We start from the raw sequence: 12750 nt of genomic DNA on the forward strand, positions 1-12750 counted from the left end.
GCCCGTTGTTCCTCCCCCACCCACCACGAGACTTCCATGAACAAGTACATCGACATCGCTCCGCGTACGCGACGATTCCTTGCCCTGGGCGCGGCCAGCGTGCTGTCGCTGGCCATCCTGGCCGGCTGCAGCGGCGGCCAGGCCAGCGAAACCGGCGCCCCGCCGCCGCCTTCGGTCAGCGTCGCCCCGGTGCTGATCAAGCCGGTCAGCCAGTGGGACGAATTCAGCGGCCGCATCGAGGCCATCGAGAACGTCGAACTGCGTCCGCGCGTGTCCGGCTACATCGATCGCGTCAACTACACCGAAGGCCAGGAAGTGAAGAAGGGCGAAGTCCTCTTCACCATCGACGCGCGCAGCTACCGCGCCGAACTGGCGCGCGCGCAGGCCGAACTGGCGCGTGCCCGCACCCAGGCCGAACTGGGCCGCAGCGAGGCCGAGCGTGCGCGCAAGCTGTCCGAGCTGCAGGCCATCTCCACCGAGGAATACGAGCAGCGCCGTTCCGCCGCCGCCCAGGCGCAGGCGAACGTCGCCGCCGCCCAGGCCGCGGTGGACTCGGCCCGCCTCAACCTGGAATGGACCCAGGTGCGCGCGCCGATCGACGGCCGCGCCGGGCGCGCGCTGGTGACCGCCGGCAACCTGGTCACCGCCGGCGACAGCGCCAGCGTGCTGACCACGCTGGTGTCGCTGGACAAGGTGCACGTGCACTTCGACGCCGACGAGCGCGCGTTCCTGCGTTACGCCGAGATGGCCCGCAAGGGTGAACGCCCGAGCGAACGCGACGGCAAGGTGCCGGTGCAGGTCGCGCTGGCTGACGACCAGGGCTTCCCCTACAACGGCACGGTCGATTTCCTCGACAACCAGGTCGATCGCAGCACCGGCACCATCCGCGCCCGCGCGGTGCTGGACAACAAGGATCGCCTGTTCACGCCGGGGCTGTACGCCCGCGTGCGCCTGCTGGGCAGCGGCGAATTCAAGGCCGCGCTGATCGACGACAAGGCCGTGCTCACCGATCAGGACCGCCGCTACGTCTACGTGGTCGACAAGGAAGGCAAGGCGCAGCGCCGCGACGTCAAGCTGGGCCGGATGGTGCAGGGCCTGCGGATCGTCGAACAGGGCCTGGTCGCCGGTGACCGCGTGATCATCAGCGGCGTGCAGAAGGTGTTCTTCCCCGGCATGCCGGTGAACGCCAAGGTGGTCGCGATGGATGCCAAGCCGGAAGACAAGGCCCCCGCGCCCGACGCCGTCGCCATGAAGTAAGCCCCGCCGCGCCCGCCGGAGGCGGGCAACGCATTGACTGAGCCGTCCCTCCCCACCTCCCCCACGTCGTGGGAGGGGCGAGTCCTCTGCTTTCCCATTTTCCAGGAAATCCACCCATGGACTTCTCAAAGTTCTTCATCGACCGGCCGATCTTCGCCGCGGTGTTGTCGATCGTGATCTTCGCCGCCGGCCTGATCTCGATCCCGATGCTGCCGATCGGCGAATACCCCGAAGTGGTGCCGCCCTCGGTGGTCGTGCGCACGGTCTATCCCGGCGCCAATCCCAAGGTCATCGCCGAAACCGTCGCCACGCCGCTGGAAGAAGCCATCAACGGCGTCGAGGACATGATGTACATCAAGTCCGTCGCCGGTTCCGACGGCGTGCTGCAGCTGACCGTGACCTTCAAGCCGGGCACCGATCCGGACGAGGCCGCGGTGCGCGTGCAGAACCGCGTCGCCCAGGCGCAGGCGCGCCTGCCCGAGGACGTGCGCCGCCAGGGCGTGACCACGCAGAAGCAGTCCCCCGTGTTCCTGATGGTCGTCCATCTGGTCTCCAAGGACGGCAAGTACGACTCGCTGTACCTGCGCAACTACATGCGCCTGCACGTCAAGGACGAGATGGCGCGCATCACCGGCGTGGGCGATGCCCAGGCCTTCGGTGGCGGCGACTACGCGATGCGCATCTGGCTGGATCCGGACAAGGTCGCCGCGCGCGGCCTGACCGCCAGCGACGTGCTGCGCTCGGTGCGCGAGCAGAACGTGCAGGTCTCGGCCGGCCAGCTCGGCGCCGAGCCGATGCCCAACGGCAGCGACTTCCTGCTGCCGATCAACGCCAAGGGCCGCCTGGAAAGCGCCGAGGAATTCGGCGACATCGTGCTCAAGAGCGGCAGCGAGGGCGAAATCGTGCGCCTGTCGGACGTGGCCCGGATCGAACTGGCCGCCGGCGACTACACCCTGCGCGCCCGCCTGAACGGCATGAACGCCGCCGCGCTGGGCATCTTCCAGGCACCCGGCGCCAACGCGCTGGAAATCCGCGACGCGGTCGTCGCCAAGATGGCGGAAATCCGCAAGAAGCTGCCGCCGGGCGTGGAAATCACCTCGGTGTACGACACCACGGTGTTCGTGCGCGATTCGATCAAGTCGGTGATCACGACGCTGCTGGAAGCCACCCTGCTGGTGGTGCTGGTGGTGATCCTGTTCCTGCAGACCTGGCGCGCCTCGATCATCCCGCTGCTGGCGGTGCCGGTGTCGGTGGTCGGTACCTTCGCGGTGCTGTACCTGCTGGGCTATTCCATCAACACCCTGACCCTGTTCGGACTGGTGCTGGCGATCGGCATCGTGGTCGACGACGCCATCGTGGTGGTGGAGAACGTCGAACGCCACATCGAGGAAGGCGCCACCCCGCTGGAAGCGGCGCACCTGGCGATGAAGGAAGTGTCAGGCCCGATCATCGCGATCGCGCTTGTGCTGTGCGCGGTGTTCGTGCCGATGGCGTTCCTGACCGGCGTGACCGGCCAGTTCTACAAGCAGTTCGCGGTCACCATCGCCATCTCCACGGTGATCTCCGCGATCAACTCGCTGACCCTGTCGCCGGCGCTGGCCGCCAAGCTGCTGAAGCCGCACGGCGCGCCCAAGGACGCCCCGGCGCGCATCATCGACCGCCTGTTCGGCTGGCTGTTCCGCCCGTTCAACCGGTTCTTCAAGCGCAGCTCCGAGCGCTATGAGGGCGCGGTCTCGCGCGCGTTGGGCCGTCGCGGCGCGGTGTTCGCGGTGTACGCGCTGCTGCTGCTGGGCGCGGGCGTGATGTTCAAGGCCGTGCCGGCGGGCTTCATCCCGCTGCAGGACAAGCTGTACATCATCGCCGGCGTGAAGATGCCGGAAGGCGCCTCGATCGAACGCACCGATGCGGTGCTGAAGAAGATGGCCAAGATGGCGATGGAAGTGGAAGGCGTGCAGGACGAGATCGCGTTCCCCGGCCTGAACCCGCTGCAGTTCACCAATACCCCCAACAGCGGCGTGGTGTTCTTCAACCTCAAGCCGTTCGGTGACCGCAAGAACAGCGCCGAGCAGATCACCGCCGAGCTGAACCAGAAGTTCTCCACCATCCAGGAAGGCTTCACCTTCGCGCTGATGCCGCCGCCCATCCAGGGCCTGGGCAACGGTTCGGGCTGGTCGCTGTTCATCGAGGACCGCACCCGCCTGGGTTATGGCGAGCTGCAGAATGCGGTGCAGGCGTTCCAGGGCGCGGCGTCGCAGACGCCGGGCATGGGCTTCCCGATCAGCAGCTACCAGGCCAACGTGCCGCAGCTGGACGCCGAGGTCGATCGCGTCAAGGCCAAGGCGCAGGGCGTGCCGCTGACCGAGTTGTTCGACACCCTGCAGACCTACCTGGGTTCGGCCTACGTCAACGACTTCAACATGTTCGGCCGCACCTGGCAGGTCATCGCCCAGGCCGACGGCCAGTTCCGCGACAACGTCGAGGACATCGCCAACCTGCGCACCCGCAACGCCAACGGCGAGATGGTGCCGGTCGGCAGCATGGTCAACATCAAGCAGACCTACGGTCCGGATCCGGTGATCCGCTTCAACGGCTATCCGGCCGCCGACCTGCTGGGTGAAGCCGATCCGCGCGTGCTGTCGTCCGGTGAGGCGATGGCCAAGGTCACCGAGCTGGCCGAGAAGGTCCTGCCGACCGGCATGGGCATCGACTGGAGCGACCTGAGCTACCAGCAGGCGACCCAGGGCAAGGCCGCGCTGGTGGTGTTCCCGCTGGCGGTGATGCTGGCCTTCCTGGTGCTGGCGGCGCTGTACGAAAGCTGGACCCTGCCGCTGGCGGTGATCCTGATCGTGCCGATGACGCTGCTGTCGGCGCTGCTGGGCGTGTGGCTGACCAACGGCGACAACAACGTGTTCGTGCAGGTGGGCCTGGTGGTGCTGATGGGCCTGGCGTGCAAGAACGCGATCCTGATCGTCGAGTTCGCCCGCGAGCTGGAACTGCAAGGCAAGAGCATCGTCGAGTCGGCGCTGGAAGCCTGCCGCCTGCGCCTGCGTCCCATCGTCATGACCTCGGTGGCGTTCATCGCCGGCACCGTGCCGCTGGTGCTGTCGACCGGCGCCGGCGCGGAAGTCCGCTCGGTCACCGGCATCACCGTGTTCGCCGGCATGCTGGGCGTGACCCTGTTCGGCCTGTTCCTGACCCCGGTGTTCTACGTGGCGCTGCGCAAGCTCGCGCATCGCCCGCTGGTCTCGCACGCCCCGGCGCACGCGACCGGTGAAGCACACCCGTAAGCATCCCTTTCGTCCTTTGGTTCGTTTCTCCCTCCCCCACTCCCTGGAGAATCCCATGCAAGACACATCCCGCATCGCCCTGGTCACCGGCGCCACCCGCGGCATCGGCCTGCACACCGTGCGGCAACTGGCCGAGGCCGGCGTGCACACGCTGCTGGCCGGCCGCGATCGTGCCAAGGCGGTCGAGGCCGCGCTCAAGCTGCAGGCCGAAGGCCTGCCGGTGGAAGCGATCACGCTGGACGTCACCGACGATGCCAGCATCGCCGGGGCCGTCGGCACCGTCGAGGCGCGCCACGGCCGCCTCGACATCCTGGTCAACAACGCCGGCATCCTGGTCGACGAAATGGGCAAGAAGGTCTCCGAGCAGACCGCCGCGACCTGGCGCAAGACCTTCGACACCAACGTGTTCGGCCTGATCGCGGTGACCCAGGCGTTCCTGCCGCTGCTGCACAAGTCCTCGTCCGGCCGCATCGTCAACGTGTCCAGCATCCTGGGCTCGGTGGCGCTGAACGCGGATCCGTCCTCGCCCATCTATGACTTCAAGGTGCCGGCCTACAACGTCTCCAAGAGCGCGGTGAACGCGTGGACGGTGCAGTTGGCCTACGAACTGCGCGACAGCCGGATCAAGGTCAACACCATCCATCCCGGCTACGTGAAGACCGACATGAACGCCGGCGAAGGCGAACTGGAAATCGCCGACGGCGCCCGCACCAGCGTCGCCCTGGCGCTGATCGACGACAACGGTCCGCAGGGCGGCTTCTTCTACCAGGGAGAGGTGCTGCCATGGTGATCCGTTCCCTCGTCGTCGGCATCGCCTCCGCGCTGCTGGCCGCCTGCGCCATCGTCGGCCCGGACTACCGTGCGCCGGAACTGGCGCCGGCCACGCTGCCCAGCGCCAGCGAGACCGCGTTCAACGACACCCGGCCGGTCGCCAACTGGTGGTCGCAGTTCGAGGATCCCACCCTCGACCAGCTGATCGCCGACGCGCTCGCCGCCAATCCCGATCTTTGGATCGCCGCTGCCCGGGTCCAGGAGGCGCGCGCGGTGTTCAGCGAGCGTCGGCTGGATCTCGCCCCGCACGTGCAGTTGGGCGTGGAGCAGACCCGCAGCAAGCAGCCGGTGGCCGATCAGGGCCGGGTGGAAACCGAAACCGACAGCGTCGGTTTCGACGCCGCCTGGGAACTGGATCTGTTCGGCCGGCTGCGCCGTTCGGCCGAGGCCGCGCATGCGGACCTGCAGGCCCAGCGCAACGACATGACCGCGATGCAGGTCAGCGTGGCGGCGGAAGTGGCGCGCAACTACTTCGAACTGCGCGGCGCGCAGAAACGCCTGGACGTGGCCCGCAAGACCCTGGGCAATCTCGGTGAGACCCAGCGCCTGACCGAGTCGCGCTGGGAGCTCGGCGCGGGCACCGAACTGGAAGTGCAGAGCAGCCTGGCGCGGATGAAGGCCATCGAGGCGACCCTGCCGGTGCTGGAAACCGCCGAGGCGCAATCGCGCCATCGCATCGAAGTGCTGACCGGCCGCCGGCCGGGCACGCTCGACGCGGTGCTGGCGCCGCGCGAAACACCGGCGCTGGTGAAGGTGCTGCCGATTGGCGACACCGGCAGCCTGCTGCGCCAGCGTCCGGACGTGCGCGCGGCCGAGCGTCGGCTCGCCGCCGCCACCGCGCGGGTCGGCGTCGCCACCGCGGATCTGTTTCCGCGGGTGAGCATCCGCGGTTTCGTCGGCTTCCTCGCCGGTGATTTCAGCGGGCTGATCAACGGCGACAACAAGGCCTGGTCGGTGACGCCGTCGATCAGCTGGGCGGCGTTCGATCTGGGCAGCGTGCGTGCGCGCCTGCGCGCGGTGCAGGCGCAGAACGACGGCGCGGTGGCCGAGTACGAGAAGGCCGTGCTGGGCGCGCTGGAAGACACCGAGAACGCGTTGCTGGGTTACGCCAAGCGGCAGACCCAGTTGCTGCGGGTCAACGAGCAGGCCACCGCGGCCCGCCGTGCCGCCGATCTGGCGGAGGCCCGCTACCGGACCGGCGCGTCGGACTTCCTCACCCTGCTCGATGCACAGCGCACGCAACTGGCCGCCGACGACGCGCTCGCGCAGGCCGAGGCCGGCGTCAACGTCGGCGTGGTCGCGGTCTACAAGTCGCTGGGCGGCTGGGGCGAACCGGACGTGGATCCGGCGCTGGCCAGCGTCAAGCGCGAGATCGGTGATCCCGCGCCGCGTGGCGAAAGCGACACGACGCTGGTGCAGCGCTGAAGTGAAGTAGAAGTACAGGACAGGCCATCGGCGGAGCCGATGACGCCAAGGAAGGCGTGGGGCCGGGTCGGGTGGACCCGGCCCCGCTTATTTCAGCCATGCCAGCGGGTGGTACCGAGCGCGCGGGTCATCTCGTCGGCCAGTTGGCGAAAGCAGCGGGCCAGCGCGGAAGGCTTGAGCCGGATCGCGTCGTCGGCATCGTCGCGGCGATGTGCCGGCATCACCAGCGCCGCCATCATTTCCAGTTGATCACGCACTTGCTGCAATTGCAGTTGCGCTTCTTCCGGAAGGTGGTAACCGGGATCTTCGTCCGGCGTTCCGCGTGCCTGCATCGTCGTCCTCCTGTCAGCGATCCTTGCATCGTGCGCGCGGATGAAAAACGTGAAAAACCACACTATAAAAACGCACATCACGATGGTTAGAGAGCCTTGCATATGCACCCGTGATAGGCAAGCCTGTTTGCCTGCCGACGGGCGCGACCGTTAGCGTATGCGCATGGTCAAGTCAGGCCCCACTCTCGCTCAGCGACTCACACAAGCGCGTGCCGCGATCGGCATGTCACAGGAACAGATCGCACAGGCGGTCGGCATCACCCAGCCGAGTTATTCCGCGCTGGAACGCGGTGTCAGCAAGAGCACTTCGAAGATCGGTTCGCTCGCCCACGTACTCGGCGTGGATGCGTACTGGCTGGAAACCGGCGAAGGCCAGCAGCCGCGCCGCGGCCACGTCGCCGAATCGCGCGCGGATTACCGGCTCGCCAGCGAACAGCGCCGCCTGTTGAAGCTGTTGGGCCGGCTGAGTCCACGCAAGCGCCAGGCGCTGCTGGATCTGTTGCAGGAGTGATCGCGCATCCGTGCATCGGCGTGCGCCCGCCGATGGGGATGGATGCGATTGCCGGCGGAAAGAGAAACGGGCGCATCCTGCGTTGGGATGCGCCCGCTTCGTGCCACACACGTTGATGTCGTTTGTCGTTTCCGGTTACTTCGCGCCGACGCTCAGGCCGCTGCTGTCGACCTTGCCGACGCCCTTGACGCCACGCGCCACCGATACGGCCTTGTCGACCTGGGCCTGGTTGTCGACCCGGCCCGAGAGCTTGACCACGCCATTGGTGGTCTCGACCTTGATGTCGAGGCCGGAGACGTCCTCGGCGGCCAGCAGTTCGGTCTTCACCTTGGTGGTGATCCAGGTGTCGTTGACCGGCTGGCTCGAATCGCCCTGCGAGGCGGACTGCGCGCGCTGCTCTTCCGGTTCGGTCTGCTGCTGCGCGAGCGCGCCGGCGCAGATCAGCGACAGGCCGGTGGCGCAGGCCACGGCCAGCAACGGACGGAAAACACGGGGAGTTGACCTGTTCATGGTTCCTCCTGTTTTGCGGAAACCGTGGCCAGTCTTCCCACGCCGGCGTACAGCAGGCGTGAAGAGCGGCGGTTTGCGCCGCTTCCGGCAGGTGCGCCATTCAGTTGCGCCATGCAGACGTTAAGATCGCGGCACGATGAGTCCGGAGAACCCGCGCATGACCACCTCCCTCAATGTCGCCCTGCTCGGTTATGGCTTCGTCGGCAAGGTGTTCCACGCGCCGCTGCTGGGCCGCACGCCCGGCTGGATCCTGCACACCGTGGTGTCGCGCGATGCCGGCAAGGTGCATGCGGACCTGCCGCATGCGCGGGTGGTGGCCGATCCGGCGGAGGCATTCGCGGATCCGGCGATCGACGTCGTGGTGATCGCCACGCCCAACGACACCCACGCGCCGCTGGCCATCGCCGCGCTCGCGCAAGGCAAGCACGTGGTGGTGGACAAGCCGTTCACCCTGTCGCTGGCGGAAGCCGAGCGGGTGATCGCACAGGCGCGTGCCAGCGATCGGCTTGTCAGCGTGTTCCAGAACCGGCGCTGGGATGCGGATTTCCTGACCGTGCGCCAATTGCTGGCCGATGGCGTGCTCGGCGAGGTGGCGGAGTTCCACTCCCATTTCGATCGCCATCGCCCGCAGGTCGCGCAGCGCTGGCGCGAAAGCGACGTGCCCGGTGCGGGTCTGTGGTACGACCTGGGCCCGCACCTGGCCGATCAGGCGCTGCAGTTGTTCGGCACGCCGCTGGCGGTGCAGGCGGATCTGGCGAAGCAGCGCCATGGCGCGCGCGCGCCGGACTACTTCCACGTCCAGTTGCGCTACCCGCGCGTGCGGGTGCACCTGCACGCGGGTTCGCTGGTGCCCGGCAACGGCCTGCGCTACGCCGTGCACGGGGATCGCGGCAGCTACCTCAAGCACGGACTGGACGCGCAGGAAGATCGGCTGCGCGCCGGCGGCCTGCCCGGCGACACCGGCTGGGGCGCGGATCCCCGCCCGGGCGAATTGGTCCTGGCCGGCGAGGACGGCGTACCGACCACGCATACGGTCGACAGCCTGCCCGGCGACTACCGGCACTACTACGCGGCGATGCGCGCGGCGATCGTCGACGGCGCGCCGCTGCCGGTCACCCCGGAGGAAGCGCTGGCGGTGATGCGGCTGATCGAACTGGGCATCCGCAGCGCCGACGAACGCCGCGAAATCCCCTACGCGTAGAGCGGAGCTTGCTCCGCAGGTGCCGCGCGCGGGAGGTTTCTTTTTCGCCGGACATCTCGGAGCCGAGCAAGCTCGGCTCTACGTGTAGAGCGGAGCTTGCTCCGCTGGTGCCGCGCGGGAGGTTTCTCTTTTCTCCGGGCACCTCGAAGCCGAGCAAGCTCGGCTCTACGTGTAGAGCGGAGCTTGCTCCGCTGGTGCCGCGCACGGGAGGTTTCTCTTTTCTCCGGATGCCTCGGAGCCGAGCAAGCTCGGCTCTACGTGTAGAGCGGAGCTTGCTCCGCTGGTGCCGCGCGCGGGGAGGTTTCTCTATTCTCCGGACGCCCCGGAGCCGAGCGAGCTCGGCTCTACGTCATGGGTCGAGCAGGCGGGGGCCGGGGCCTTCGTCCGCCAGTTCATCCAGCGGGTTGCGCAGCGGGCAGACCTTCAGCGACAGGCAGCCGCAGCCGATGCAGCTGTCCATGTGATCGCGCAGGCGGGTGAGCCGCTCGATGCGGTCGTCCAGATCCGCCTGCCAGCGCGCGGAAAGCTTGCGCCAGTCGGCGGCGGTGGGCGTGCGCCCTTCCGGCAGCGAAGACAGGGCCTCGCGGATCTCGGCGAGCGGAATGCCGGTGCGCTGCGCCACCTTGATGATCGCGACCCGCCGCAGCACCTCGCGCGGGTAGCGGCGCTGGTTGCCGGCATTGCGCCAGCTGTGTATCAGGCCCTTGCTTTCATAGAAATGCAGGGTGGAGACCGCCACCCCCGCTCTCGCCGCCACTTCGCCCACGGTCAATTCCATGCAGACGTTCGCCTTTTTCTTCGCCGTTTCCGGTTTGGCTTGCGCGGACATGGCCACACTCGCTTGACCTCAATATTGATTGAGGTTTTACCCTGTGCAGCCTCTCCCTGCAAGTCCTTGATGCGTCATGACTCCTCCCCTCGACCTGGCCCTGATCTATGGCAGCAACCGTGAAGGCCGCTTCTGCGACGTGGTCGCCAACTGGATCCGCGGCCAGATAGACCAGCGCCGCGACTACGCGGTGGACGTGGTCGACCCCGCCCTGATGGACCTGCCGCGTCGGCACGGCATGACGCCCTCCGCCGATCTGGTCAACCTGCAGCAGCGGATCTGGCGCGCCGATGCCTTCCTGCTGGTGGTGCCGGAGTACAATTACGGCTATCCCGCGGCGCTGAAGTTCCTGATCGATTCGGTCCAGGAGCATTGGCAGGCCAAGCCGGTGGCGTTCGTCGCGTATGGCGGCGTCAGCGGCGGTTCGCGCGCGGTGGAGCAACTGCGCCAGGTGTTCTCCGGACTGCACGCCTGCGCGGTGCGCAATTCGGTACTGTTCCCGATGGCGTGGGACCGTTTCGGCGCCGATGGGCAGCCGCGCGACGCGGCGGCCAGCGCGCAGGCCGCCTCCACCATGCTCGACCAGTTGGCCTGGATGGGCCATGCCCTGCGCCAGGCGCGCGCGGCCTGGCCCTATCCCGCGCGATGACGGCCCACCGCCGCCGGAGATGGCGGGGCGGCATTCCCCCTGACGTGCCGCGTGCACATGGAAGACCCGACCGATGTTCCGATTCTTCGAAAAGCGGATTGATCCCTATCCCGCCGGCGAACCCGCCACGCCGCCGCGCAAGCTGTTCGCGTTCCTGCTGCATTACTCGCGGCCGCTGCTGCCGTGGCTGCTGCTGATGTCGGTCCTGACCGGTGCCATCTCCGCGCTGGAAATCCTGTTCTTCGATTTCATGGGCGATCTGGTCGACTGGCTCGGCAGCGCCGATCGCGCCAGCTTCCTGTCCACCCACGGTTCGACCCTGCTGTGGATGGGCACGCTGGTGGTGGTGGTGTACCCGCTGCTGGTGCTGGTGCAGTCGCTGGTGATCCACCAGACCATCTTCGGCAACTACCCGATGATCGCGCGCTGGCTGTCGCACCGCTACCTGCTGCGGCAGAGCGTGTCGTTCTTCCAGGACGAGTTCGCCGGCCGCATCTCGCAGAAGGTCATGCAGACCGCGCTGGCGATCCGCGAGACGGTGATGAAGCTGATGGACGTGTTCGTCTACGTCGCCGTCTATTTCGTCGGCACGGTGATCCTGGTCGGGCGCGCGGACCTGCGCCTGATCCTGCCGCTGGCGCTGTGGCTGGTCGGCTACCTGGTCATCCTGTTCTGGTTCGTCCCGCGCCTGCAGCGGGTGTCGATGGCCCAGTCCGACGCGCGCGCGCAGATGACCGGCCGGATCGTGGACAGCTACACCAACATCCAGACCATCAAGCTGTTCGCCCACACCATGCGCGAGCAGGACTACGCACGCGACGCGATGGACGAGTTCATGGTCACCGTGCACCGGCAGATGCGGCTGGTCACCCAGCTGACCGTCAGCCTGCACAGCATCAACGCGCTGCTGCTGGCCGGCGTGGGCGGACTGGCGGTGATGGCGTGGCTGCAGGGTTCGATCTCGCTGGGCGCGATTGCGGTCGCGATCGCCCTGGTGATGCGCATCCGCTCGATGTCGGACTGGATCCTGTGGGAAGTCGCCAGCCTGTTCGAGAACATCGGCACGGTCGAGGACGGCATGAACACCATCGCCCAGCCGCTGGCGATCACCGACGGCGACGGCGCGCGCGACCTGGAGGTCAGCCGCGGCGAGATCCGCTTCGAGCACCTGCAGTTCCAATATGGCCGCACCTCCAAGGTCATCGAGGATCTGTCGCTGGTCATCCGTCCGGGCGAAAAGGTCGGCATCGTCGGCCGCTCCGGTGCCGGCAAATCGACCCTGGTCAACCTGCTGCTGCGCTTCTACGACCTGGAGGGCGGGCGCATCCTGATCGACGGGCAGGACATCGCCCGGGTCCGCCAGGAGTCCCTGCGCCGCAACATCGGCATGGTCACCCAGGACACCTCGCTGCTGCACCGTTCCATCCGCGACAACATCCGCTACGGACGGCCGGACGCGGACGAGGCGCAGATCGTCGAAGCCTCCCGGCGCGCGCACGCGGATGAGTTCATCCGCACCCTGACCGACGCCAAGGGCCGCAGCGGCTACGACACCCATGTCGGCGAGCGCGGCGTGAAGCTGTCCGGCGGCCAGCGCCAGCGCGTGGCGATCGCGCGCGTGCTGCTGAAGGACGCCCCGATCCTGGTGCTGGACGAAGCAACCTCGGCGCTGGACTCGGAAGTCGAGGCCGCGATCCAGGAACAGCTCTACGCGCTGATGGAAGGCAAGACCGTCATCGCCATCGCCCACCGCCTGTCCACCATCGCCGTGCTCGATCGCCTGGTGGTGATGGACCAGGGCCGCATCATCGAAACCGGTAGCCACGACGAACTGCTGCAGCGCGACGGCCTGTATGCGGCGCTGTGGCGTCGGCAGTCCGGTGGTTTTATCGGATTGGATGTGGCGGAGGTGGGGTGA

General features: G+C 67.7%; 11 protein-coding genes. 8 read left to right on the forward strand and 3 right to left on the reverse strand.

Annotation, left to right across the window (positions count from 1 at the left end; genetic code table 11):
- The first annotated feature begins 36 nt into the window (after positions 1 to 36).
- The 4 genes from FHW78_RS19090 to FHW78_RS19105 all read left to right on the forward strand — a co-directional run bounded on the left by FHW78_RS19090 (position 37) and on the right by FHW78_RS19105 (position 6800).
- A complete protein-coding gene (locus tag FHW78_RS19090) occupies positions 37 to 1257 on the forward strand; it encodes an efflux RND transporter periplasmic adaptor subunit (RefSeq protein WP_183644479.1) in 1221 nt (406 codons plus the stop codon).
- A 116-nt stretch (positions 1258 to 1373) separates the two neighbouring features.
- Positions 1374 to 4544: a multidrug efflux RND transporter permease subunit gene (locus FHW78_RS19095; RefSeq protein WP_183644482.1), complete on the forward strand. Its 3171-nt coding sequence runs from the start codon at positions 1374 to 1376 to the stop codon at positions 4542 to 4544.
- Positions 4545 to 4599: 55 nt separating this feature from the next.
- Complete coding sequence (locus FHW78_RS19100; protein WP_183644485.1) at positions 4600 to 5334, forward strand: SDR family oxidoreductase; 735 nt, start codon at positions 4600 to 4602, stop codon at positions 5332 to 5334.
- A complete protein-coding gene (locus FHW78_RS19105) occupies positions 5328 to 6800 on the forward strand; it encodes an efflux transporter outer membrane subunit (RefSeq protein ID WP_183644488.1) in 1473 nt (490 codons plus the stop codon). Before FHW78_RS19100 ends, FHW78_RS19105 begins: the two co-directional genes overlap by 7 nt.
- Positions 6801 to 6892: 92 nt before the next feature.
- Here FHW78_RS19105 and FHW78_RS19110 read toward each other — a convergent pair whose 3' ends face one another.
- The gene (locus FHW78_RS19110) at positions 6893 to 7132 is read right to left on the reverse strand and encodes a hypothetical protein (RefSeq protein WP_141454044.1); all 240 of its coding nucleotides are present in this window, start codon (positions 7130 to 7132) and stop codon (positions 6893 to 6895) included.
- A 163-nt stretch (positions 7133 to 7295) separates the two neighbouring features.
- On the opposite strand from FHW78_RS19110, the gene FHW78_RS19115 reads away from it, so the two are divergent.
- Positions 7296 to 7643: a helix-turn-helix transcriptional regulator gene (locus FHW78_RS19115; RefSeq protein WP_225562174.1), complete on the forward strand. Its 348-nt coding sequence runs from the start codon at positions 7296 to 7298 to the stop codon at positions 7641 to 7643.
- Between the two features lie 135 nt (positions 7644 to 7778).
- Here FHW78_RS19115 and FHW78_RS19120 read toward each other — a convergent pair whose 3' ends face one another.
- A complete protein-coding gene (locus FHW78_RS19120; RefSeq protein WP_183644494.1) occupies positions 7779 to 8153 on the reverse strand; it encodes a BON domain-containing protein in 375 nt (124 codons plus the stop codon).
- Positions 8154 to 8310: 157 nt separating this feature from the next.
- On the opposite strand from FHW78_RS19120, the gene FHW78_RS19125 reads away from it, so the two are divergent.
- Positions 8311 to 9354: an oxidoreductase gene (locus tag FHW78_RS19125; RefSeq protein ID WP_183644498.1), complete on the forward strand. Its 1044-nt coding sequence runs from the start codon at positions 8311 to 8313 to the stop codon at positions 9352 to 9354.
- Positions 9355 to 9703: 349 nt separating this feature from the next.
- Here FHW78_RS19125 and soxR read toward each other — a convergent pair whose 3' ends face one another.
- The gene (gene soxR, locus FHW78_RS19130; RefSeq protein ID WP_305076303.1) at positions 9704 to 10183 is read right to left on the reverse strand and encodes a redox-sensitive transcriptional activator SoxR; all 480 of its coding nucleotides are present in this window, start codon (positions 10181 to 10183) and stop codon (positions 9704 to 9706) included.
- A 76-nt stretch (positions 10184 to 10259) separates the two neighbouring features.
- On the opposite strand from soxR, the gene FHW78_RS19135 reads away from it, so the two are divergent.
- Both FHW78_RS19135 and FHW78_RS19140 read left to right on the forward strand, forming a co-directional pair.
- Positions 10260 to 10832 (forward strand): NAD(P)H-dependent oxidoreductase, encoded by a 573-nt coding sequence (locus FHW78_RS19135; RefSeq protein ID WP_183644501.1) that lies wholly within the window; start codon positions 10260 to 10262, stop codon positions 10830 to 10832.
- A 73-nt stretch (positions 10833 to 10905) separates the two neighbouring features.
- Complete coding sequence (locus tag FHW78_RS19140) at positions 10906 to 12750, forward strand: ABC transporter ATP-binding protein (protein ID WP_183644504.1); 1845 nt, start codon at positions 10906 to 10908, stop codon at positions 12748 to 12750.

The sequence above is a fragment of the Pseudoxanthomonas sp. OG2 genome, from assembly GCF_014192765.1.
GTDB classification, from domain to species: Bacteria; Pseudomonadota; Gammaproteobacteria; order Xanthomonadales; family Xanthomonadaceae; genus Pseudoxanthomonas_A; species Pseudoxanthomonas_A beigongshangi.

Coding starts and splice junctions, on each gene's coding strand:
- FHW78_RS19090 (WP_183644479.1), top strand. CDS start 37: ATGAACAAGTACATCGACATCGCTCCGCGTACGCGACGATTCCTTGCC.
- FHW78_RS19095 (WP_183644482.1), top strand. CDS start 1,374: ATGGACTTCTCAAAGTTCTTCATCGACCGGCCGATCTTCGCCGCGGTG.
- FHW78_RS19100 (WP_183644485.1), top strand. CDS start 4,600: ATGCAAGACACATCCCGCATCGCCCTGGTCACCGGCGCCACCCGCGGC.
- FHW78_RS19105 (WP_183644488.1), top strand. CDS start 5,328: ATGGTGATCCGTTCCCTCGTCGTCGGCATCGCCTCCGCGCTGCTGGCC.
- FHW78_RS19110 (WP_141454044.1), bottom strand. CDS start 7,132: ATGCAGGCACGCGGAACGCCGGACGAAGATCCCGGTTACCACCTTCCG.
- FHW78_RS19115 (WP_225562174.1), top strand. CDS start 7,296: ATGGTCAAGTCAGGCCCCACTCTCGCTCAGCGACTCACACAAGCGCGT.
- FHW78_RS19120 (WP_183644494.1), bottom strand. CDS start 8,153: ATGAACAGGTCAACTCCCCGTGTTTTCCGTCCGTTGCTGGCCGTGGCC.
- FHW78_RS19125 (WP_183644498.1), top strand. CDS start 8,311: ATGACCACCTCCCTCAATGTCGCCCTGCTCGGTTATGGCTTCGTCGGC.
- soxR (WP_305076303.1), bottom strand. CDS start 10,183: ATGTCCGCGCAAGCCAAACCGGAAACGGCGAAGAAAAAGGCGAACGTC.
- FHW78_RS19135 (WP_183644501.1), top strand. CDS start 10,260: ATGACTCCTCCCCTCGACCTGGCCCTGATCTATGGCAGCAACCGTGAA.
- FHW78_RS19140 (WP_183644504.1), top strand. CDS start 10,906: ATGTTCCGATTCTTCGAAAAGCGGATTGATCCCTATCCCGCCGGCGAA.